The following is a 20,995-nucleotide window of genomic DNA, read 5'->3' as shown; positions in this document are numbered from 1 at the left end:
CTCAGTCCTTCCCCAGCTCCACGAGCAACTGGTCGCGCTGCCGCGCCAGCTCCGGGGTGATGTCGTGGTAGACGGTGTCGAAGACCTCCTCAATGTTCCTGTCGGGTGCACCGACGACGGCATCACGCAACTCACCGCGCAGCCGGTCGGCCCGGCTCTGCACCCGTTGGGTGATCCGATCCGTCAGCACACCAACAGTTCTCAGATACGTCGCGTACCGGGCGATCGGGTCCCGTGCCGCCCACTGCTCGACATCGCGCGCCGATCGGTAGCGGGTGGGGTCATCGGAGGTGGTGTGCGGACCCATCCGGTAGGTCAGCGCCTCGATGAAGGTCGGCCCGCCGCCGTGGCGGGCACGCTGGGCGGCCCGCTCCATCACCGCGAAACAGGCCAGCACATCGTTGCCGTCGACCCGCACGGCCGGCATACCGTAGCCGGCCGCACGGTGGGCCAGCGACGGCGCGCCATGCTGACGGCTGACCGGCACCGAGATCGCCCACTGGTTGTTCTGCACGAAGAACACGCACGGCGTCTGGAACACCGCGGCCAGGTTCAGTGCCTCATGCGCGTCACCCTCGGAGGTCGCACCGTCGCCCATGAAGGCCACCGTCACCGAGTCTTCGCCGAGGCGTTGGGCCGCCATCGCCGCGCCCACCGCGTGCAGCCCGTGCGTGCCGATCTGGATGCACAGGGGTGCGCAGCACTTATCGGTGAACGACAGTCCGCCGTGCCAGGTCCCGCGCCACACCGCACCCATCTGCGCGGGCGCGATACCGCGGGTCAACAGGGCGCCGAGTTCGCGGTACTGCGGGAACAGCCAGTCGGTCTTGCGCAGACACGCCGCCGCGCCGACCTGAGCGGCTTCCTGACCGCGACAGGAGGCGTACAGGGCGAGTTCACCCTGGCGCTGCAGGTTGACGAATTCGGTGTCGAGTTCGCGGGTGAGGACCATCTGCTCGTAGAGCCAGGCCAGCGTTTCCGGCGGTAGGTCACGGCGGTAGCCCGCAGCACCGTGTTCGTCACTCGGCGTTCCGTCCGGCCGGAGCAATTGCACCAGCCCGTCGTCAACCGTCGCGTCATCGAAACCAGCCATACCGCCTCCTTCAGGTGGCGACATGTTCGGCCGCCATTCCGCGAGGTGCTCGGCACGGCTGCGGTCGGTGCGACCCCCTTGGTCAGGGGCGCCGGCTAGCTACCGGGGTGAGGCGCAAGCTGGACGATCCGCTCCGCCCGCCGCAGTACCGGGGCATCCACCATTATGCCCTCGAAGGCGAATGCGCCCCGCTGGTTTGTCGCCGCCGCCAGCACGTGTCGCGCCCAGTCCACCTGCTCGGCAGACGGTGCGTAGCCCTCCCGGATGACTGTGACCTGCGTCGGATGCAGGGCAACCTTGACATCGAAGCCCACCGCGACGGCATCGTCGGTTTCGGCGCGCAACCCATCGAGATCCTTGATGTCGATGTAGACCGAGTCCAGCGCCAGCTTGCCGTGGGCCTTGGCGGCCAGCAGCGACTGAGAGCGGACGTGTTTGGCGACCTCGCGGTAGGACCCGTCGGGAAACCGGTTGAGCGTCCCGCCCAGTGACCCGAACAGATCCTCGGCGCCCCACATCACCCCGATGGTGTTGGCGGCCGCGGCGGTCTCGCCCACCTTCAGCGCACCCAGCGGGGTCTCGACGATGAGGACCACCTCCAGCGGTGCCAGCGCGGTCACCTGATCGGCGGCCTCGCACTTGGGCAGCATCACGGTGGTGTAGGCGGTGCGCTGCAGGGCCTCCAGGTCGAGGCGCTGGTCCTCGGTGCCGTGTGGATTGATCCGGATCACGGTGCGGGCCGGGTCGAGCGGTGCGTTGACGATGCCGGCCCGGGCGGCGGGCTTGTCGCCCGCGCCGTCCTCCAGGTCCAGAATCACGATGTCGGCGGCGGCCGCGGCCTTCTCGAATCGTTCCGGACGGTCGGCCGGGCAGAAGATCCAGGCCGGGCCGATGTTGTCGAGTGGCACTAGCCCTCCTGAGGCTTCTTGCGCACCATGGTTTTCCGCGACGCGGTCGCCACGATGTCACCGTGCTGGTTACGTCCGGTGTGGGCGAAGGTGACGATACCTTCGCCGGGCCGGCTCTTGGATTCCCGCTTGTCGATCACCTCGGACTCCGCATAGAGCGTGTCGCCGTGGAACAGCGGCTTGGGAAAGGCGATGTCGGAAAAGCCGAGGTTGCCGACGATGGTGCCCTGGGTCAGCTGGGTGACCGACAACCCCACCAGTGTCGACAGCGTGAACATCGAGTTCACCAACCGCTGGTGGAACGGGGGCAGCGCATCGGAGAACGCGGCATCCAGGTGCAGCGCCTGGGTGTTCATGGTCAGCGTGGTGAACAGGACGTTGTCCGCCTCGGTGATGGTGCGCCCCGGCTTGTGCCGGTACAGCACACCGGTCTCGAACTCCTCGAACCACAGGCCGCGTTGCTCGACGATCTTCTTGGGCACATCGTTCACAGTCCGAGCTCCCGTCCGATCAACATCAACTGCACCTCGGTCGTCCCCTCGCCGATCTCGAGGATCTTGGAGTCCCGGTAATGCCGGGCCACCGAGTACTCGTTCATGAACCCGTAGCCGCCGAAGATCTGGGTGGCGTCGCGCGAATTGTCCATGGCGGCTTCGCTGGCCACCAGCTTGGCGACCGAGGCGGCCTTCTTGAAGGGTTTGCCCGCCAGCATCAGGGCGGCGGCGTCGTAGTAGGCGGTGCGGGCCACGTGGGCGCGGGCCTCCATCCGGGCGATCTTGAAGGCGATCGCCTGGTAGCTGCCGATCGCGGCGCCGAAAGCCTCACGCTCCCTTGCATATTTCACGCTCTCGTCCACGCAGCCCTGCGCCGCGCCCACCGACAGCGCGGCAATCGCGATGCGGCCCTCGTCGAGGATGCGCAGGAAGTTGGCATACCCGCGGCCACGTTCCCCCAGCAGGTTCTCCTGCGGTACCCGGACATCGTCGAAGCTCAGCGGGTGGGTGTCCGAGGCGTTCCAGCCGACCTTGTTGTAGGCGGGTTCGGCGGTGAATCCCTTGGTGGGCACCGGCACCAGGATCGACGAGATCTCCTTCGTGCCCGTGCCGGTCTCGCCGGTGACCGCGGTGACGGTGACCAGCTTGGTGATATCGGTACCCGAGTTGGTGATGAACTGTTTGGAGCCGTTGATCACCCAGTCGCCGCCATCGGCCTTGGCGGTCGTCTTGGTGGCGCCGGCGTCGCTGCCGCCACCGGCCTCGGTGAGCCCGAACGCGCCGAGCGCCTTGCCGCTGGCCAGCAGCGGCAGCCACTCCTGCTTCTGCGCATCGTTGCCGAACCGGTACACCGGCATTGCGCCCAGCGAGACACCGGCCTCCAGCGTAATGGCCACGCTCTGGTCCACCTTGCCCAGTTCCTCCAGGGCCAGGCACAGAGCGAAGTAGTCACCGCCCATGCCGCCGTACTCCTCGGGGAACGGCAGACCGAACAGCCCCATCTCGGCCATCCCGGCGACCACCTCGTACGGGAAGCTGTGTTCCTCATCGTGTTTGGCGGCAACGGGCGCGACGACGCTCTGCGCGAAATCACGGACCGTCTTGGCGAGTTGGGCGTAGTCGTCGGGCAGTGCGCCGGTCGACAGATAATCGCTCATTCCTGAGCCTCCTTCGATGCGATGATTCGGGCCAGCGGCTGACCCACCTTGACCTGGTCGCCGACGGCGACGAGAAGCTCGACCACCCCGTCGACGGGTGCCGAGAGCGCGTGTTCCATCTTCATCGCCTCCACGGTCACCACGACCGAGCCGGTGGCGACCTCGGCGCCGTCGGTGACACCGACGGCGACCACAGCGCCGGGCATTGGGCTGAGCAGTTCGGCGTCCCCGGCGTGGGCGTCATCTGGCCGCACCGGTGCTTCGCGCACCTCCCGTACCGCGATGGTGCGCTGCGGCCCTGCGAGCCAGACCTGCCCGGCGTCGTGGGCGACGATGTAGCGGGTGCCGATCCCGTCGACGACGAGGTCGAGTTCCCGCCCCCGGCGCACTGCGCTGATCTCATAGCTCGCGCCGTGTTCGACCTCGGCGATCGCCCGGTCCGGGGTGCCGGTGATCCGGACATGGTCCACCCGGTCCCCCGCGCCGAGCCGCTGAACCGTCGGCGCGGCCGCACCGGTGCGCCAACCCGAGGGCACCGACCACGGATCGCCGGTGGCGGCCGCCCAGGTGTCCAGCCAGCGGTAGACGGCGGCGGCCATCAGCTCGTGGTCGGTGGGTTGGGGCGCAACGTAGTCGGGTGTGCGCCGATCCAGCAGGCCGGTGTCCAAGAGTCCGGCGGCGACATCCGCATCGGCCAGCAGGAAGCGCAGGAAGTCGATATTGGTGGTCACGCCGAGCACGGCGGTCTGCGCCAGTGCGCGGTCCAACGCATGCAGCGCGGTGTCCCGATCCGCACCGTGGGTGATGACCTTGGCCAGCATCGGGTCGTAGTCACTGCCCACCACGGTGCCGGGATAGATCCCCGAATCGACCCGCGCGTCCTGGCTTTCGACGACGTCGAGCACCGTCCCGCCGGTGGGCAGGAAGCCGTTTCCCGGGTCCTCGGAGTACACCCGGGCCTCGATCGCATGCCCGCTCAGCACGATGTCGTCCTGCGAGATCCCCAGTTCGGCGCCGGCGGCGATACGCACCTGCTGCTCCACGAGATCCACGCCGGTGACCAGTTCGGTGACCGGGTGCTCGACCTGCAGTCGGGTGTTCATCTCCATGAAGAAGAACTCGTCGGGCGCGTCCGCGGACACGATGAACTCGACCGTCCCCGCGCCGGTGTAGTCGACGCTGCGCGCGGTGTTGCAGGCCGCCGCGCCGATGCGGGCGCGGGTGCTCGCGTCCAGCAGCGGCGACGGCGCTTCCTCGATGACCTTCTGATGCCGGCGCTGCAGGCTGCATTCCCGCTCACCAAGATGGATGACGTTGCCGTGCCCGTCGGCGAGCACCTGGACCTCGATGTGCCGGGGGCGCAACACGAACCGCTCCAGGAACAGCGTGTCATCGCCGAAGGCCGAGGCCGCCTCGCGGCGCGCACTGGCCAACGCGGCCGGCAGCTCGGACGCCTCGTGCACGACCCGCATGCCCTTGCCCCCGCCACCGGCCGACGGTTTCACCAGCACCGGGAAGCCGACCCCGGGCGCGCCGGCGATCAGGTCGTCATCGGTCAGCCCGGGCCGCGAGATGCCCGGCACCACCGGCACATCGAACTGCGAGACCGCCGCCTTGGCCGCGATCTTGTCGCCCATGGTCTGGATCGCCGGCACCGGCGGGCCGATGAAGACGATGCCCGCCGCGTGCAGAGCCGAGGCGAATTCGGCGTTCTCGGCCAGGAATCCGTAGCCGGGGTGCACCGCTTGGGCCCCGGTGCGTCGCGCGGCCGACACGATGGCTTCGATGTCGAGATAGCTCTGTCGTGCCGGTGCCGGCCCGATCCGCACCGCGGTGTCGGCCTCGGAGACATGCCGCGCCGCGGCGTCGGCATCGCTGTACACCGCAACCGAGCGGATGCCCATGGTCCGCAGCGTGCGGATGACCCGCACCGCGATCTCACCGCGATTGGCGACCAGAACGGTTTCGAAGGTCATCTCGCTCACATCCTGAACACACCGTAGGACACCGGCTCCAGCGGAGCCTGTGCGACAACTGACAGGGCAAGTCCCAGAACGGTTCTGGTGTCGGCGGGATCGATCACGCCGTCGTCCCACAGCCGGGCCGTCGAATAGTACGGATTGCCCTGGTGCTCGTACTGTTCGCGGATCGGCGCCTTGAAGGCCTCTTCCTGTTCCGGGGTCATGTCCCCGCGCACCGTCGCCAGCACCGACGCGGCCTGCTCTCCGCCCATCACCGAAATGCGGGCATTGGGCCACATCCACAGGAAGCGCGGTGAATAGGCCCGGCCGCACATCGAATAGTTGCCCGCACCGTAGGAGCCGCCGATCACCACCGTCAGCTTGGGCACGCGCGCACATGCCACGGCGGTGACCATCTTGGCGCCGTGCTTGGCGATGCCGCCGGCCTCATAGTCGCGGCCCACCATGAATCCCGCGATGTTCTGCAGGAAGACCAGTGGGGTATTGCGCTTGTCGCACAGTTCGATGAAATGTGCGCCTTTGACCGCGGATTCGCCGAACAACACCCCGTTGTTGGCGATGATGCCGACGGGATGGCCGTGGATACGCGCGAAACCGGTGACCAGTGTGGTGCCGTATTCGGCTTTGAACTCCTGAAATTCGCCGCCGTCGATGATCCGGGTGATGACCTCGTGTACGTCATAGGGCACCCGGGAATCCACCGGGACGACGTCGTAGAGCTCGGACTGCTCGGCGACCGGTTCGACGGTCGGGCGCACCTCCCACGGCGGATCCAGGCGCGGCCCGAAGGTCGACACGATGCGGCGCACGATGCGCAGCGCATCGCGGTCGTCGTGCGCGAGGTGGTCGGTGACACCGGAGGTCTTGGAGTGCAGGTCACCACCGCCGAGTTCCTCGGCGGTCACGACCTCACCGGTGGCGGCCTTCACCAACGGCGGACCGCCCAGGAAGATGGTGCCCTGGTTGCGGACGATGACGGCCTCATCACTCATGGCGGGAACGTAAGCGCCACCGGCGGTGCAGGATCCGAGGACCGCCGCGATCTGCGGGATGCCCTGCGCGCTCATGGTTGCCTGGTTGTAGAAGATCCGGCCGAAGTGTTCTCGGTCGGGAAAGACCTCGTCCTGGCGCGGCAGGAAGGCCCCGCCGGAATCCACCAGGTACAGGCATGGCAACCGGTTCTGGGCGGCGATCTCCTGGGCGCGCAGGTGCTTCTTGACGGTGATCGGGTAGTACGTCCCGCCCTTGACGGTCGCATCGTTGGCCACCACCATGCACTCGCGCCCCGACACCCGGCCGATGCCCGCGATCATGCCGGCGCCCGGGCAGTCGTCGTCATACATCCCGTCGGCCGCCAGCGGCGCCACTTCCAGGAACGGGCTGCCCGGGTCGAGCAGTCCGTCGACCCGATCGCGTGGGAGCAGTTTTCCCCGCCCCACGTGGCGTTCTCGCGCCTTCTCCGGCCCGCCCAGCGCAACTGCCGCCAGCTTGGCGCGCAGCTCGGTCACCAGGGCGACGTGCGCGTCGCGGTGTGTCATCGATGAACCGTCCCACTTGAGTTAATGGCGACTAACTCATATGATGTTAATTGCCACTAACTGAAATGTCTATGCCGGAACGGAGCCGAGATGACCACCGAGACTCCGCGCAGCAAGGCCAAATCCGATCGCAGGACCCAACTCATCGCCGCCGCCGAACGTCTGGTCGCCGAACACGGCTACCTCTCGGTCCGGCTGGAGGACATCGGCGCGGCAGCCGGAGTCAGTGGTCCGGCCATCTACCGACACTTCCCGAACAAGGAGGCCCTGCTCGTCGAGCTGCTGGTCGGGATCAGCACCCGGCTGCTGGCCGGGGCCCGTGAGGTGGTCGAGGCGTCCGCCGACGCCGGCACCGCACTAGACGGCCTGATCGACTTCCACCTGGACTTCGTGCTCGGCGAATCCAACCTGATCCGCATCCAGGACCGCGACCTCGGGCACCTGCCGCCGGTGGCCAAACGCCAGGTCCGCAAGGCGCAACGCCAGTACGTCGAAATCTGGGTGGACGTGTTGCGACAGGTCGATGACCGGCTGGACGAGACCGAGGCGCGCCTGAAGGCACACGCCGTCTTCGGGCTGCTCAACTCCACCCCGCACAGCGTCAAAATGCCGAGCACAGACCACGCTTCGCGGAGCATCCTGCGCGCGATGACCGTCGCAGCGCTGGCGGCCGCACGCTGAGTTGCGCTCAGCCACAGCAACCGATCAGTCGCCACCCTTTCCCAGGCCTCACGGGTAGCGTGTGACCACATGAGGTGGCAATGACCGATTCTCCACGCAGGGACGAACCGACGCAGCGGTTCGACGGTGGCCATTCCGGACACCCCGGATACTCCGATCCTGCCTATGCGAGCCAGAGCCCGTACGGCATGCGTCCCACCGAACCACTACCGGCGTACCCGGCATACGGCTACGACCAGACGGCCGGGCCCTATGGAGGTCCACCGCCGGTCGGCGGGGAGCCCCCAGAGCCGCCCGGCACCCCGCGCTGGCTGTGGATCGCGGCCGCCATCGCGGTGGTCACCGTCATCGGTCTGGTCATCGCGCTGGTCATCGTCAACAGCTCCCAGCAGCAGACCGTCGTGGCACCGGTGCCCACCCTGTCGGAGAACAACACGGCCGAGCCGACGCTGAGCAGCACGGCGCCGACCACCACCCGCCGACCCACCACCACCACCAGCCGGCCCGCCCCGGCCACTACCACCGCACCCTCGGTGCCCGGCGGGTCGAGCGCTCCCGGCGCCACCGAGACGGTGACCTACACCGTGACCGGCGAGGGCCGGGCCATCAACGTCACCTATGTCGACGACGGCGGTGTGCTGCAGACCGAGTTCAACGTGCTGCTGCCATGGAGCAAGACAGTGAATCTGGCGCAGCCGGCCCAGCAGTCGGCCAGTGTCACCATCATCAACGTCGGGCGGAAGGTGAACTGCTCGATCAGCATCGACGGCGCCCAGGTGCAGCAGCGCACCGGATCGGGCCTGACGATCTGCAGCCCGATCGGCTAGGGGTGATGTCCGGGGAGGTTGGCCGCCCGGGACATCCGCGGGGTACGCACCCCCAGCATCAGCACCAGCCCGAGCGCCAGCACCACGCACAACCCGCCCATCCCGGCGCGGTCCGTGCCGAACGCATCGATGAACACGAAGAACAACCACGGGGCCAGCGGGGCCGCCGCGCGTCCGGTCGTCGTGTACAGACCGAAGGCGACGCCCTCCTTGCCCTCGGTCGACATCCGTAGCATCTGGGTCCGCGCCGCCGACAGTGTGGGCCCGATGAACAGGCACAACAGCAGACCGCAGATCCAGAACGCCAGTTGGCCCGACAACGTCATCAGCGTCAGCCCCACGGCGATCATCAGCGTCAACGCGCAGAGGATGACCGGCTTGGCCCCGAACCGGTCATCGAGCAGTCCACCGGCCACCGCCCCGATGGCCGCCACCAGACAGGCGCACACGCCGAACAGCAGCACGCTGGCCGGCGAGATGCCGTAGACGTTCACCCCGAGCACCGCCCCGAAGGTGAACACCCCGGTGAGCCCGTCCCGGAAGATCGCGCTGGCGATCAGGTAGAAGACGACATTGCGGTCACGGCGCCATTCGCTGCGCACCTCCGACCACAGCACCCGGTAGGACGCGAAAAATCCGATCGGCCGGTGGTTCTCGTCCGGCGGCGGGGACGGCGCCTTGATCAACAACGGCAACGCGAACGCGGCGAACCACGCCGCGGTGAGCAGCATCGCGGCGCTGACGTTCTGGCCGTCGTCGGTGGGCAGCCCCAGCACGCCGCCGTCGCCGGAGATGAAGGCCACGTAGACGATCAGCAGCAGCCCCACGGTGCCGGCGTAGCCGACCGCCAGGCCCGCACCGGAGACCCGCCCGGAGTTCTGCGGCGTGGTGAGCTGGCCGAGCATCGCGTTGTACGGCACGGTGGCCAGGTCGTTGCAGGCCGCCGCCAGGGCCAGCAACGCCAAGCCGGCGAACAGGTAGTGGTGGTCCGCCCGGATCAGGCTCATCGAGGCGGCCAGGATCACCACCACCCCGGTCAGCAGCGCGAGGGCGCGGCGGCGGCGATGCGGGGCATTCACCCAGATACCGGTCACCGGTGCCAGCAACGCGACGATGACACCGGCCACCGTCAGCGCCCGGCCCAGCCAGCTCGCCGGCGTGGTCTCCCCCGGCAGGCCCTCGCCGACCGCGCTGGTGAGGTAGACGGAGAAGACGAAGGTCACGACGATCGCGTTCAGGCCGGTGGCCCCGCAGTCGTAGAGAACCCAGGACAGAATCTGTGACCGCCGGGCCGCAGGCGGCGCCGACCCGGGGCTGCTCATGGGCGCCACCCTAACGGTCCCTACGATTTCTGCCATGCCCGTACCCGCGCCCCACCCCGATGCCCGCGCAGTCGTCACCGGTGCCTCCCAGGGCATCGGCGAGGCCCTGGCCTTCGATCTGGCCGCCCGTGGCCACCACCTGATCATCACGGCACGCCGCGGCGAGGTACTCGCCGAGCTGGCCGGGCGGATCACCGAACGACATGGTGTGACGGTGGAGGTCCGGGCACTCGACCTCGCCGACCCGGCCGCCCGCGAGGTGCTGTGCGACGAACTCGCCGGCCGCAACATCTCCATCCTGTGCGCCAATGCCGGGACGGCGACCTTCGGGCCGCTGGCGAAGCTCGACCCGGCCGGGGAGAAGGCCCAGGTTCAGCTCAACGCCGTAGCCGTGCACGATCTCTGTCTGGCGGTGTTGCCCGGCATGCTGGCCCGCAAGGCCGGCGGCATCCTGATCTCGGGCTCGGCGGCGGGCAACTCCCCGATCCCCAACAACGCCACCTACGCGGCGACGAAGGCGTTTGCGAACACCTTCAGCGAGTCGTTGCGCGGCGAGGTCAAGAAGGACGGCGTGCACGTCACGCTGCTGGCGCCCGGCCCGGTGCGCACCGAGCTGCCCGATGTCTCCGAGCAGTCGCTGGTGGAGCGGCTGATCCCGGACTTCCTCTGGATCGACACCGAGTACACCGCGAAGGTGTCGCTGGACGCGCTGGAAGCCAACAAGATGCGCATCGTGCCCGGCCTGACGTCCAAGGCGATGTCGGTGGCCAGCGGGTACGCACCGCGGGCCATCGTCACCCCAATCGTCGGCGCGGTCTACAAGAAGCTCGGCGGCGAGTAGCGCCCGTCAGCGGCGACGGCGGCGTCCGGTGCCGAAGATGCTGCGGGTGATCTCGCGGCCGATCACCGTGCCCGCCGAGCGCATGGCGCTCTTGAATGCCGGGCTGGCCGCCATCTTGTCCAGCAGGCTCGGCTCGGCGGTGCCGCGCGATCTCACCGTGCCGCCCGCATCGGCGACGCCCCCGGGGACGGGCAGCGGCGGCGGCAACGGGTCGGCGGGCAGCGGTTGCGGTGGGGCAAGGCGGGCGGTGAGCCGCTCGTAGGCCGACTCCCGGTCGATCGTCTGCCCGTAGATCGCCTGCAGCGGGCTGGCGGCCGCGGCGGCCCGGATGGCGTCCGGTCCGATGGTGTCCATCAGCGACCGCGGAGCCCGCATCCGGGTCCATGCCACCGGCGTCGGCGCGCCCTTCTCCGAGAGCACGGTGATGATGGCCTCCCCGATGCCCAGTGAGGTCAGCGCGCTTTCGAGATCGTAGACCTTCGTCTTGGGGTAGGTGCGCACCGTCTTGGACAGCGCCTTCTGATCATCAGGGGTAAACGCGCGCAGCGCGTGCTGCACCCGGGCGCCGAGCTGGCTCAGCACATCGTTGGGGACGTCGGTGGGCAGCTGCGTGCAGAAGAACACCCCGACGCCCTTGGACCGGATCAGTTTCACCGTCTGCTCGACCTGCTGCAGGAAGGCCTTGGAGGCGCCGTCGAACAGCAGATGCGCCTCGTCGAAGAAGAACACCAGTTTGGGTTTGTCCAGGTCACCTTCCTCGGGAAGGGTGGTGAACAGATCGGCCAGCACCCACATCAGGAAGGTCGAGAACATCACCGGGCGGGCGGCTTGGGCGCCCAGTTCCAGCAGCGAGATGACGCCGCGGCCCGACGTGTCGAGCCGGATCAGATCCTTGGGTTCCAGTTCGGGTTCGCCGAAGAACGTGTCGGCGCCCTCGGCCTCCAGGTTGACCAACGCCCGCAGGATGACCCCGGCCGTCGTGGTGGACACCGCGCCCAGCGCCTTGAGTTCCGGCTTTCCCTCGTCGCTGGTGAGGTACTGGATGACCGCCCGCAGATCCTTCAGGTCCAGCAGGGCGAGGCCCTTCTGGTCGGCCCAGTGAAAGATCAGCCCGAGCGTCGACTCCTGAGTCGCGTTGAGCCCCAGCACCTTTGACAGCAGGATCGGTCCGAAGCTGGTGATCGTCGCGCGCACCGGAACCCCGATGCCCCCGGTGCCCAGCGTCAGGAACTCCACCGGGTAGGCCGTGCCCGCCCAGGGGTCACCGGTGTCGGTGGCACGCTGGGTGATCTTGTCGCCCGCCGCACCCGGGCGCGACAGCCCGGACAGATCGCCCTTGACATCGGCCATCAACACCGGCACCCCGGCCGCCGACAACTGCTCGGCCATCACCTGCAGCGATTTGGTCTTACCGGTTCCGGTGGCGCCGGACACCAGACCGTGTCGGTTGACCATCGCCAGCGGAATCCGCACCGCCGCGCTCGGGTCGACCACCCCGTCGACGACGACGGTGCCCAGCTCCAGGGCCTGCCCTTCCACCGCATAACCTGCGGCGATCTGCTGCGCCGGGGTCGCGGTCGGTTCTGCGGTCATGGGGCCAGACACTACTGAATACGCCCCGCGAAGGCAGGTGCGGTCAGCTGATTGCCGGCGGTGCGAATACTGTGGATCTCCGTGCGTGAAGAACTCGTGTGGATCGACTGTGAGATGACCGGGCTCGACCTGAAGTCCGACAAGCTCATCGAGATTGCGGCGCTGGTCACCGACGCCGACCTCAACGTCCTCGGCGACGGCATCGACGTGGTGATCCACGCCGAACCCGACGACCTGTCCGGGATGGTCGAGGTGGTGGCCAAGATGCACGCCAAGTCCGGCCTGGACAAGGAGGTGCTGGCCTCCGACATCGACCTGGCCACCGCGGAGAAGATGGTGCTCGACTACATCCGTAGTCACGTCAAATCCGCGAATACCGCTCCGCTGTGCGGCAATTCGATCGCCACCGACCGTGGGTTCATCGCCCGCGACATGCCGACGCTGGACACCTTCCTGCACTACCGGATGATCGACGTCAGCTCCATCAAGGAGCTGTGCCGGCGTTGGTACCCGCGCATCTATTTCGGCCAGCCCGCGAAGGGCCTCGCGCACCGAGCCCTCGCCGATATCCACGAATCGATCCAGGAACTGAAGTACTACCGCCAGACCGCCTTCGTGGCCGCCCCCGGGCCGTCGACCAGCGAGATTGCGGCCGTCGCTGCCGAGCTGGGCGCGTCGACCGACGCGCCACAGGAAACCGATTCGGCTTAACGCCCCCGATACGGTTAAGATCGTCAACGCCGCTGCGGCGGCAATGGTGGCTGTAGTTCAGTTGGTAGAGCACCAGGTTGTGATCCTGGCTGTCGCGGGTTCGAGTCCCGTCAGCCACCCGCGCAGGTGGGAGGGCCTTTCGGCCCTCCCACCGTTTGCGTTTCTAGAAGATTTCCCGCGGGGTCGGGTTCAGCGGTTTCAATGCCGGGTCTTCCGGCAGCAGCATCCATTGGTGTGCGGGATCGGCGCCCTCGCAATGCTGGTTGGAGCAGATGCGGTCGTGCACGCCGGGCTGGTACCAGACACCGTCACCGGCGGCGCCACCAGAGGTGTAGGTCGTCGGTCCGCCGCATACGGCACAGGCCTGCGATTGTTGCACTCAATCTTTCCGTCCCTCGGGAATATGTCCCTCGGCCCGGCCGGGTCAACGGTTCGCACAGGCCGCACGGCGGCCTCGGCCCCAGCCTAGCCCCGCCGGATCCGCGGTGCCAGCTGCACCACCTCGGGGACCACACTGGGGTTCAGGTAGGCCGTACCGACGAGCGAAACCAGGGTGTTGGCAACGTCGTTGAGCGCCGACATCTGCGCGGGCAGTTGTCCGTGCTTTGTCCACGACTTGAACAGCAGCGCCAGCAGCTCCCTGTCGGCGCCGCGCAGAATCTCGGTGTCCTCGGTCGGGCCGATACCGACCCGCAGGATCGCCAGGTCGGGGTGCTCGCTGCGCCAGGAGTGCAGAATCTCGTTGAGCGCGGCCTTGCTGGCGTTGTACGCGGCGACCCCGGCACGCGGCCGCCCCACATCGTGGCTGGACGCAATCAGCACGACCCCGGTGTCGGACAGGTGCGGGCGCACGGCGCGCAGGACACCGTTGGCGCCCAGGGTGTTGACGTTGAAGGCGTGGATCCAGGTGGCGACGTCCGTGTCCTCGATATGCGCCATCGGAGCCACCGTGCTGGTGAACACGACGGCGTCGAAGCCGCCGAGGGTCTGCGCAGCCTCGGCCACCACCCGGCCGATGGCCCCTGGGTCCTCGACGTCGAGCTCGAACGCCGAGCCACCGATCTGCTCGGCCAGCTCGGTCAGCAGGTCCATCCGGCGTGCGGCCACCGCCACCTTGGCGCCGCGCTCGGCGGCGCGGACCGCGACGGCATGCCCGATGCCCGAGGACGCGCCGACGACGAGCACACGCAATCCGGCGATATCGGAACCTTCACCACTCATTTTTCGGTCGACTCACTTCCACATGTCTTAGGTAACCCTTTGTTTGACGGACAGTACCGCGCGCGATGAGTTCGAACCGCACAGTGGGTCTATACCGACACGAATCACTGTGAAGGAGACTGCCCATGACGACCGCAAAACCCGCTGTGGTGGACGCCGCCACCTGGAAGACCGCCCTGGCCGATCTGCGCCGCCGAGAGAAGGCCACCACCCGCGAGCTCGATGCGATCGCCGCCCAACGACGCCGGCTGCCGATGGTGGAACTGCCCGAGTACACCCTGATCGGCGCCGACGGGCCGGTGCGGCTGGCCGATGTCTTCGGCGGCCGGTCGCAGCTGATCACCTACCACCACATGTGGACCGACGGCGCGGAGTGGCAGTGCGGCGGCTGCACGGGATTCACCTCGCAGTTCACCCGGCTGGACTTCCTGGACAACTACGACGCGCGGTTTGTGATCGTCACCAACGGCCCGATCGAGGAGGCACTCGCCTACCGCGAGAAGGTCGGCAACAAGATGGACTGGTATTCGTCGTCGGAAAGCAGCTTCGGCGCCGACGTCGATGCCGCGCCCGGGGAAGGATTCGCGGTCAACGTCTTCCTCCGGGACGGCGACACGGTCTACCGCACCTGGCACACCAACGGCCGCGGCACCGAACAGCTCAGCCACAGCTTCGCGCTGATCGACATCCTGCCCTTCGGTCGCCAGGAAGTGTGGCAGGACTCCCCGGCCGGCTGGCCCCAGTCCCCGACCTACTCGAAGTGGCTCGACTCACCCGATGTCGCCCGCGCCTACGGCCAGGGAGCCACGGCATGACCAGCCGGGCCGACCAGGAGCGCTACGTGGTCACCCGCACCATCCCGGCGACCGCGAGCGCGGTGTTCTCGGTGCTGTCCGACCCGGCGCGCCATCAGCACACCGAGCCCGGCGACTGGGTGCGCGACGCCGTGGACCCCGAACCGATCACCGGGGTCGGCCAGATCTTCGTGATCAACATGTTCCTGGAGTTCGCGGGCGGGCACTACGTGATGCACAACCTGGTCACCGAGTTCGAGCAAGACCGAACCATCGCCTGGCTGCCCGGCCAGCTCGACGAGTCCGGCAACCACAATCCAGGCGGGTGGTGGTGGCGTTATGACCTGCGCCCCAACGGCAATGGCACCGACGTGACGATCACCTATGACTGGACCGACACCCCGCAGAGCTTCCGCGAACAGGTCGGCATGCCACCGTTTCCGGCCGGCTACATCGAGGAATCACTTGCCGCACTGGAGCGTTGCGCGAGCGAGCCCCCGACGAGCTAGGCGCTGGCGTTACCGGCCTTCCACTGCGGCCAGGGGATGTTCCAGTCGCCGAGTCCGTCGGTGCCGGGGAGCTGCGATCCGACGGTGCCCACGACCTCGACGATATCGCCGCGCTTGGTGTTCTCGTAGAACCACAGGGCGTTGGAGGTGCTCACGTTGAGGCACCCGTGGCTGACGTTGCTGTAGCCCTGGCTGCCCACCGACCACGGGGCGCCGTGCACGTAGATGCCGCTGTAGGACATCTGGGTCGCGTAGTCCACCTCGGTGCGATACCCGTTGGGAGAGTTGACCGGAACGCCATAGGTCGACGAGTCCATCACGAGCTCGGCGTACCGGTCACCGATGATGTACACCCCGTTGTTGGTCGGCGAGCTGTCCTTGCCCATCGAGATCGGCATGGTCTTGACGACCTCGCCGTTGCGGCGCACGGTGAGCGTCTTGGTGGCGTCATCGGCGACCGCGATCACCTGATCGCCGATGGTGAAGTTGGTGCTGACGTTGTCCTGCCCGAACAGGCCGTCGCCGACCTCCACCCCGTAGGTGTTGACCTCGACGGCGACCTTGGTCCCGGGCTTCCAGTATTCGGCTGGGCGCCACCGGACCTCGCGGTTGTTGAGCCAGTAGAAAGCACCATCCACCTTGGGGGTGGTGGTGACCTTGATGGCCTTCTCGGCGGCGGCACGGTTGGTGATGTTCTCGTCGAAACGGACCGCGATGGGCTGACCGACGCCGACGACCTCACCCTCGTTGGGCAGCAGGTAGGGCATCGTCAGGTTTTCCGGCGAGTGGGTCTCGAAGGTCGCGGTGGTGGCGGCCTGACCGCCGAGGCCCGAGGAGCGGGCATTGAGGGTGTAGCTCGCGTTGTACTCCAGCGGGTCGGTGCTCGACCAGGTGAGGCCATCGGCACTGAACTCGCCGGGGACCGGAGCGCCGTTCTCGTCGGTCAGGCTGACGGGCCCGAGGGCGCCGCCCGCGGTGGTGACGGTGACCGGCTCGTCGACCGTGACGCCGACGGCACCGTTGGTGACCGACGCGGTGAGCTTGGGTATCAGCAGGTCTCCGTACGGGGTGCCCTTGTCCGCAATGGTCTTCGGCTGCTCGGGGGCCTGATTGCCACTGCACGCGGCCACCGCGAACACCGTGGTCAGCGCCACCGCGATCATGGTTGGCCACGTCTTGCGCCGACGCGCGCTGCCCACCGGCGAGACCTGCACCATCTGTTCTGCTCCACTTTGATTCACACGGACCCGCGGGATCACGGCCACTTGGCAATAGTCTAAGGGAATCTCCGACAACCGGCCGTCCACGAAGCGCTGGAACCGCCATCGTCATGCGGATTTCACCTCTGCGCGTTGGTGCTGTTATTGTCTCCAACGCGCGCCGTTAGCTCAGTTGGTAGAGCAGCTGACTCTTAATCAGCGGGTCCGGGGTTCGAAACCCTGACGGCGCACCACCGCAAAGGCCCTGCTTCGGCAGGGCCTTTGTCGTATGCAGGTTCTCGGTCGTGCGGCCCGAGCGACCGGGCGGGCCATCCGCAGGGAAATTGACCTCCGAGTTCATTCGGAACCATCCAACATAAGCGATACAAAAACTATCCATTGCGCGACGCGCTGTGCAATGATCACAATTCGTTCAGCAAATTGATCACCGCCGCATCAAATTGTCCAATACGTAAATTCTTCAACCGCCTTTTCCGATAGCCGATACATCCCAGTGAGCTCAGCGGAAAAAGAACACGCACTCCGCGGGGAGGGTGCCAGGGTGGGAGGACCTGCGATGGCACGTTGCTGCGAGACCCGAGTCCGGCGGTCGCTTGCCTGCCTTCTACTAGGCATGACGGTCCTCAGCGGGTGCGGAGTCCAGATCCAGACCATCGCCCAGTCACCGCTCTATCTTGCTGCGCCGCCCACCGAGTTCGGTCCGTCGCCGGCGGCATCCCAGATATTCGCCCCGTGTGTCGCCGCCAAGGCCGAGCCGCTCCGCAATACCGCGTCGGCGGTCGCCGATCTACTCGTCGGCAAAGACCCGTACGGAACGGATTGCGCACCGAATCCCGATACGGGCATTCCCCTCGACAGCAAAATCGAACGGGCCCCGCGGGTGCTGAGCCCCGAACCGACGGACCCGCAGCGCTCCGCGATGCTGGTGACCGATGAGCTCGTCGGCGCGGTGCTCACCGGTACGGGCGAATATTGGTATCAGCCGGTCACCGGTCCGGCCTGACTCGGCCAGTAGTGCTTACCCGGCGTTCACCGGCGGACGGCTCGGGCCGGCGGAATCACTGCTACGGTTGCGGCCGACGGGTGCGTCAATAAATCAAGCGACATACCGCGCCGATGTGCTGAAAGTCGCTCGAAACGAAACATTGCGACCGCAACAAGGCCAGAAAACGTAGCTGGCAACCAAAAAGCGCCAGCTAGAAGCGGCGTATTAAGTTGACCACCCCACACAGGTGGCGTGCTACGCTGAGTTAGCTGCAGCCCGCGTCGCCGGGTCGCGGTGAACGACCCGGGGACGAAATGAGGAATTAGCTGATGCCAGCCGAGCGCGCACCGAGCTCCTCGGCCGCCACATCCGATGGCGCGCCGCTGGACAGCGTCGCAGCGGTCATCAGCTGCAGCCGCCTGGGCCGCACCGCCAACCCGCCCACCTTCTCGCTGACGGACTGGCTGCGACCCCGTCGGCGCCGCTACAACAGCGTCAGCGGCGCCTGATCCGCCGGATCACCACCACCACGACCACGGTGCCGGCACCGGCCAGCGTCAGCAGGACCGGGGGCTTGGTCACGAACGCCACGATCTTCGCCTTGGCATCCTCGGCCAGACGGTGAGGATTCGCCCGCACGGCAAGACTGTCCACCGTCGCGGCCAGTTGATCACGAGCCTGGTCGATGTCCTTCTTGATCGCCTCGGGATCCCGATCAGCCACTGTGTCCTCCATGTCGTCGGCGTACCGAATTACCCTAGAGCAGCCGGAGCCGACCACGCTGCCCCGGTCGACGAAAGAAAGGCGCATCCACGCATGGCACAGACCCCGCGGCTGGCCGTCGGCGACAAGGCACCCGCCTTCAGCCTCCCCGACGCCGACGGCAACACCGTCACGCTGTCCGACTTCACAGGCCGCAAGGTGATCGTCTACTTCTACCCCGCGGCGTCGACCCCGGGTTGCACGAAGCAGGCCTGCGATTTTCGGGACAGCCTCGCCGAACTCAACGATGCCGGACTCGACGTCATCGGGATCTCACCGGACAAGCCCGAGAAGCTGGCCAAGTTCCGCGATGCCGAGGGCCTGACCTTCCCGCTGCTGTCGGACCCGGAGAAGAAGGTGCTGACCGCCTGGGGCGCCTTCGGCGAGAAGTCCATGTACGGCAAGACCGTGCAAGGCGTCATCCGGTCGACCTTCCTGGTCGACGAGAAGGGCGTCATCGAGGTCGCGCAGTACAACGTCAAGGCCACCGGTCACGTGGCCAAGCTGCGCCGCGACCTATCGGTCTGAGCCCAGGGCCTCCAGGAACAACGCCTCCGACGTCGCCGCCCGCTCCAGCACCCCAAGGTGCAGGCTCTCGTTGATGCTGTGCGCCTGGGTGCCCGGATCCTCCACTCCGGTGACGAGGATCTTGGCATCCGGGAACGCGGCGGCGAATTCGGCGATGAACGGGATCGAGCCACCCATCCCCATGTCGATCGGCTCGCGACCCCAGGCGATCTGAAACGCTCGCCGGGCAGCGTCGTACACCGGACCGGACGCGTCGATGGCGTAGGGCTGCCCGACGTCGCCGGGAGTGACGGTGACCCGCGCACCCCACGGCGCATGCTCCTGCAGATGCCGCGTCAAGGCCGCCAGATGCTCTCGGGCGTCCCCGCCGGGGGCCACCCGCATGCTCACCTTGGCCCGGGCACTCGGCACCAGGGTGTTCGACGCCTTGTCGATCGGTGTGGTGTCGATGCCGATGACGGTGATCGCCGGCCGCGCCCACATCCGTTGCACCACCGGACCCGAACCGATCTGCTGTACCCCGTCGAGCAGACCGGAGTCCGCGCGCACCCGTTCCTCACTGAACTCGACCTCGGCGGCGGTCGCCTCGAAGAGACCCTCGACGGCCACGTTCCCGTCATCGTCGTGCAGGCTGGCCAGCACCCGGATCAGCGCGCTCAGCGCGTCGGGCACCACGCCGCCCCACAGGCCCGAGTGCAGGCCGTGGTCCAGGGTTGCCACCTCGACCACACAGTCGGCCAGCCCGCGCAGTGACACCGTCAGCGCCGGGATGTCGACGCCCCAGTTGTCCGAGTCGGCGATGACGATCACGTCGGCGGCCAGCAGTTCGCGATGGGCGGCCAGCAGCGCCGGCAGTGAGGGCGAACCCGACTCCTCCTCGCCCTCGACGAAGACGGTGACACCGACCGGCAGGTTGCCGTCAAAGGCCCGGATGGCGGCGAGATGTGTTGCGATACCGGCCTTGTCGTCGGCGGTGCCGCGGCCGTAGAGCCGGCCGTCGCGCTCGGTCGGCTCGAACGGCGGTGAGTGCCACTGCGCGCTGTCGCCCTCGGGCTGCACATCGTGGTGGGCGTAGAGCAGCACCGTCGGCGCACCGTCGGGGGCCGGGTGGCGGGCGATCACCGCGGGCGCGCCGCCCTCTTCGAGGATGCGCACGTCACCGAAACCGGCCTGGGAGAACAGCTTCGCCGTCAGTTCGGCGCTGCGGTACACCTCGGGCCGGCGCGCCGGGTCGGCCCACACCGACTCGATACGCACCAGCTCTTCGAGATCTGCCCGCACGGCGGGCAGCAGCTCACGGACGCGCGCGGCGAGTTCACTCATGGCTCAAGGCTAGTCCGCAGCCGTCGCCCGCGAGCGTGCGCAAACTCCCGCCCGCGGGCGGCGTGTCGGGCTGCAGACACGCACGCTCGCGGCAATCAGGCTTCGAGTATCGCCACCGCGGCGGCGGTGTCGGCCTCATGCGTCAGTGACAGGTGGATGGTCACATCCTTGAGATGCTCGGCGATCGCCCCGGACAGCCGCACCTTCGGACGGCCCCACATGTCGGTGACCACCTCGATATCGCGGTGGATCCCCTCCGGCAGCATCGGCCGCTTCGAGAAGCGCGACCCCGACCATGCCTTGATCACCGCTTCCTTGGCCGCCCACCGCGCCGCGAGGTGGCGCGCCGCCGACGAACTCTTGTCCGCGGCGTCGCGCCTCTCCCCCGGCGTGAAGGTCTCGGCGAAAACGGTGCCAGGTTGGTCGACCTGCTCGGCGAAATCCGGAATCGACACCAGATCGATCCCTACTCCCACGATGCCCATCCCTGAGACGCTAGCCGACTC

Annotated in this window: 23 protein-coding genes and 2 tRNA genes; 11 read left to right on the top strand and 14 right to left on the bottom strand. The window is 67.6% G+C overall.

Going from position 1 to position 20,995, the window contains the following annotated elements:
- Position 1: 1 nt before the first annotated feature.
- The 6 genes from pdhA to A7U43_RS11695 all read right to left on the bottom strand — a co-directional run bounded on the left by pdhA (position 2) and on the right by A7U43_RS11695 (position 7,172).
- A complete protein-coding gene (gene pdhA / locus A7U43_RS11720) occupies positions 2-1,093 on the bottom strand; it encodes a pyruvate dehydrogenase (acetyl-transferring) E1 component subunit alpha (RefSeq protein WP_067995049.1) in 1,092 nt (363 codons plus the stop codon).
- 95 nt (positions 1,094-1,188) lie between these two features.
- Entirely contained in the window at positions 1,189-2,001 is an 813-nt protein-coding gene (locus tag A7U43_RS11715) for an HpcH/HpaI aldolase/citrate lyase family protein (RefSeq protein ID WP_067995046.1), read from the bottom strand.
- On the bottom strand, positions 2,001-2,492 hold the full coding sequence (locus tag A7U43_RS11710) for a MaoC family dehydratase (RefSeq protein ID WP_231963568.1): 492 nt from the start codon (positions 2,490-2,492) through the stop codon (positions 2,001-2,003). The genes A7U43_RS11715 and A7U43_RS11710 overlap by 1 nt, the downstream gene beginning before the upstream one ends.
- The gene (locus A7U43_RS11705; RefSeq protein ID WP_067995041.1) at positions 2,489-3,652 is read right to left on the bottom strand and encodes an acyl-CoA dehydrogenase family protein; all 1,164 of its coding nucleotides are present in this window, start codon (positions 3,650-3,652) and stop codon (positions 2,489-2,491) included. Before A7U43_RS11705 ends, A7U43_RS11710 begins: the two co-directional genes overlap by 4 nt.
- Positions 3,649-5,628, bottom strand: a complete 1,980-nt coding sequence (locus A7U43_RS11700; protein ID WP_068002497.1) for an ATP-binding protein — start codon at positions 5,626-5,628, stop codon at positions 3,649-3,651. The genes A7U43_RS11705 and A7U43_RS11700 overlap by 4 nt, the downstream gene beginning before the upstream one ends.
- 5 nt (positions 5,629-5,633) lie before the next feature.
- Positions 5,634-7,172, bottom strand: a complete 1,539-nt coding sequence (locus tag A7U43_RS11695) for a carboxyl transferase domain-containing protein (protein WP_067995038.1) — start codon at positions 7,170-7,172, stop codon at positions 5,634-5,636.
- Between the two features lie 90 nt (positions 7,173-7,262).
- Here A7U43_RS11695 and A7U43_RS11690 point away from each other — a divergent pair, with 90 nt between their 5' ends.
- Both A7U43_RS11690 and A7U43_RS11685 read left to right on the top strand, forming a co-directional pair.
- Complete coding sequence (locus A7U43_RS11690; RefSeq protein WP_067995036.1) at positions 7,263-7,853, top strand: SACE_7040 family transcriptional regulator; 591 nt, start codon at positions 7,263-7,265, stop codon at positions 7,851-7,853.
- Between the two features lie 80 nt (positions 7,854-7,933).
- On the top strand, positions 7,934-8,680 hold the full coding sequence (locus tag A7U43_RS11685) for an MmpS family transport accessory protein (protein WP_156525894.1): 747 nt from the start codon (positions 7,934-7,936) through the stop codon (positions 8,678-8,680).
- Here A7U43_RS11685 and A7U43_RS11680 read toward each other — a convergent pair.
- On the bottom strand, positions 8,677-10,002 hold the full coding sequence (locus A7U43_RS11680) for an MFS transporter (protein WP_082902103.1): 1,326 nt from the start codon (positions 10,000-10,002) through the stop codon (positions 8,677-8,679). The genes A7U43_RS11685 and A7U43_RS11680 overlap by 4 nt on opposite strands.
- 34 nt (positions 10,003-10,036) lie before the next feature.
- Between A7U43_RS11680 and cmrA the strand changes: the two genes are divergently transcribed.
- Complete coding sequence (cmrA, locus tag A7U43_RS11675) at positions 10,037-10,843, top strand: mycolate reductase (protein ID WP_067995027.1); 807 nt, start codon at positions 10,037-10,039, stop codon at positions 10,841-10,843.
- Positions 10,844-10,849: 6 nt separating this feature from the next.
- Here cmrA and A7U43_RS11670 read toward each other — a convergent pair whose 3' ends face one another.
- Positions 10,850-12,436 (bottom strand): helicase HerA-like domain-containing protein, encoded by a 1,587-nt coding sequence (locus A7U43_RS11670; RefSeq protein WP_067995023.1) that lies wholly within the window; start codon positions 12,434-12,436, stop codon positions 10,850-10,852.
- A gap of 81 nt (positions 12,437-12,517) precedes the next feature.
- On the opposite strand from A7U43_RS11670, the gene orn reads away from it, so the two are divergent.
- Positions 12,518-13,147 carry an oligoribonuclease gene (gene orn / locus A7U43_RS11665; RefSeq protein ID WP_068002494.1) on the top strand — a complete coding sequence of 210 codons (630 nt, stop codon included), beginning with the start codon at positions 12,518-12,520 and terminating at the stop codon, positions 13,145-13,147.
- Between the two features lie 46 nt (positions 13,148-13,193).
- A tRNA-His gene (locus A7U43_RS11660) sits at positions 13,194-13,266 on the top strand.
- Positions 13,267-13,310: 44 nt separating this feature from the next.
- On the opposite strand, the gene A7U43_RS11655 is transcribed toward A7U43_RS11660, so the two are convergent.
- Positions 13,311-13,526 (bottom strand): hypothetical protein, encoded by a 216-nt coding sequence (locus tag A7U43_RS11655; RefSeq protein ID WP_067995021.1) that lies wholly within the window; start codon positions 13,524-13,526, stop codon positions 13,311-13,313.
- Positions 13,527-13,612: 86 nt separating this feature from the next.
- Positions 13,613-14,368 (bottom strand): SDR family oxidoreductase, encoded by a 756-nt coding sequence (locus tag A7U43_RS11650; protein WP_067995018.1) that lies wholly within the window; start codon positions 14,366-14,368, stop codon positions 13,613-13,615.
- A 125-nt stretch (positions 14,369-14,493) separates the two neighbouring features.
- Here A7U43_RS11650 and A7U43_RS11645 point away from each other — a divergent pair, with 125 nt between their 5' ends.
- Both A7U43_RS11645 and A7U43_RS11640 read left to right on the top strand, forming a co-directional pair.
- Positions 14,494-15,183 carry a DUF899 domain-containing protein gene (locus A7U43_RS11645; protein WP_067995015.1) on the top strand — a complete coding sequence of 230 codons (690 nt, stop codon included), beginning with the start codon at positions 14,494-14,496 and terminating at the stop codon, positions 15,181-15,183.
- Positions 15,180-15,671, top strand: coding sequence for an SRPBCC family protein (locus A7U43_RS11640; protein ID WP_067995013.1), 492 nt, complete (start codon positions 15,180-15,182; stop codon positions 15,669-15,671). The genes A7U43_RS11645 and A7U43_RS11640 overlap by 4 nt, the downstream gene beginning before the upstream one ends.
- Here the strand turns inward: A7U43_RS11640 and A7U43_RS11635 are convergent.
- Positions 15,668-16,888 carry a L,D-transpeptidase gene (locus A7U43_RS11635; protein WP_067995010.1) on the bottom strand — a complete coding sequence of 407 codons (1,221 nt, stop codon included), beginning with the start codon at positions 16,886-16,888 and terminating at the stop codon, positions 15,668-15,670. The two genes, A7U43_RS11640 and A7U43_RS11635, sit on opposite strands and share 4 nt — an antisense overlap.
- 160 nt (positions 16,889-17,048) lie before the next feature.
- Between A7U43_RS11635 and A7U43_RS11630 the strand changes: the two genes are divergently transcribed.
- The 3 genes from A7U43_RS11630 to A7U43_RS11620 all read left to right on the top strand — a co-directional run bounded on the left by A7U43_RS11630 (position 17,049) and on the right by A7U43_RS11620 (position 18,385).
- Positions 17,049-17,124, top strand: a tRNA-Lys gene (locus A7U43_RS11630).
- A 380-nt stretch (positions 17,125-17,504) separates the two neighbouring features.
- Positions 17,505-17,894, top strand: a complete 390-nt coding sequence (locus tag A7U43_RS11625) for a hypothetical protein (protein WP_067995007.1) — start codon at positions 17,505-17,507, stop codon at positions 17,892-17,894.
- A 311-nt stretch (positions 17,895-18,205) separates the two neighbouring features.
- Positions 18,206-18,385 (top strand): hypothetical protein, encoded by a 180-nt coding sequence (locus tag A7U43_RS11620; protein ID WP_067995004.1) that lies wholly within the window; start codon positions 18,206-18,208, stop codon positions 18,383-18,385.
- On the opposite strand, the gene A7U43_RS11615 is transcribed toward A7U43_RS11620, so the two are convergent.
- Positions 18,372-18,599, bottom strand: coding sequence for a DUF3618 domain-containing protein (locus A7U43_RS11615; protein WP_068002491.1), 228 nt, complete (start codon positions 18,597-18,599; stop codon positions 18,372-18,374). The two genes, A7U43_RS11620 and A7U43_RS11615, sit on opposite strands and share 14 nt — an antisense overlap.
- A gap of 93 nt (positions 18,600-18,692) precedes the next feature.
- Here A7U43_RS11615 and bcp point away from each other — a divergent pair, with 93 nt between their 5' ends.
- Positions 18,693-19,166, top strand: a complete 474-nt coding sequence (bcp, locus tag A7U43_RS11610) for a thioredoxin-dependent thiol peroxidase (protein WP_067995002.1) — start codon at positions 18,693-18,695, stop codon at positions 19,164-19,166.
- On the opposite strand, the gene A7U43_RS11605 is transcribed toward bcp, so the two are convergent.
- Together A7U43_RS11605 and acpS are read right to left on the bottom strand one after the other, a co-directional pair.
- A complete protein-coding gene (locus A7U43_RS11605) occupies positions 19,155-20,489 on the bottom strand; it encodes a dipeptidase (RefSeq protein WP_067995000.1) in 1,335 nt (444 codons plus the stop codon). The two genes, bcp and A7U43_RS11605, sit on opposite strands and share 12 nt — an antisense overlap.
- Positions 20,490-20,584: 95 nt before the next feature.
- Positions 20,585-20,974 (bottom strand): holo-ACP synthase AcpS, encoded by a 390-nt coding sequence (gene acpS / locus A7U43_RS11600; protein ID WP_067994998.1) that lies wholly within the window; start codon positions 20,972-20,974, stop codon positions 20,585-20,587.
- Positions 20,975-20,995: the final 21 nt, after the last annotated feature.

Source organism: Mycobacterium adipatum, from assembly GCF_001644575.1.
Taxonomy (GTDB): domain Bacteria; phylum Actinomycetota; class Actinomycetes; order Mycobacteriales; family Mycobacteriaceae; genus Mycobacterium; species Mycobacterium adipatum.
The sequence above is the reverse complement of the archived record's forward strand: the minus strand, read 5'-3'. Positions and strand labels throughout refer to the sequence as shown.